The organism is Mesorhizobium sp. LNHC252B00 (genome assembly GCF_000502955.1).
In the GTDB taxonomy this organism is placed as follows: domain Bacteria; phylum Pseudomonadota; class Alphaproteobacteria; order Rhizobiales; family Rhizobiaceae; genus Mesorhizobium.
Map to the genome: position 1 here is coordinate 1 of NZ_AYWO01000125.1, position 443 is coordinate 443.

The following is a 443-nucleotide window of genomic DNA, read 5'->3' on the forward strand; positions in this document are numbered from 1 at the left end:
ATCAGCATGCCGTAGAAGCCGGCGCCGACGCCGCCGACGACGACCTCGCCGAGTTGCATGTTGATGAGCGGGATCATGCCACCGAGCGCGGTGAAGCTGTCATGCATCGCGTTGACCGCGCCGCAGGAAGCGGCCGTCGTGATGACGGCGAACAAAGCCGAGAGCACGATGCCGAAGCGGGTCTCCTTGCCTTCCATGTTGCCGCCGTCGATGCCCAGCGCATGCACCAGCGGATTGCCCGCGGCTTCCGCCCAATAGCAGACGGCGACGCCGGCGATGAATAGCACGCCCATGGAGGCGAGGATCGCCCAGCCCTGGCGCTGGTTGCCGACCATGCGGCCGAAGACGTTGGTCAATGCGGCGCCGACGACGAAGATCGACAGCATCTGGATCAGATTGGAGAAGGCGTCGGGATTTTCGAATGGATGTGCCGCGTTGGCATT

The 443-nt window shown here is 64.1% G+C and carries 1 protein-coding gene; it reads right to left on the reverse strand.

The window, feature by feature from the left end; genetic code table 11:
* On the reverse strand, positions 1–443 hold a 443-nt coding region (locus X744_RS0139310), incomplete at both ends, for a potassium-transporting ATPase subunit KdpA (RefSeq protein ID WP_031261587.1).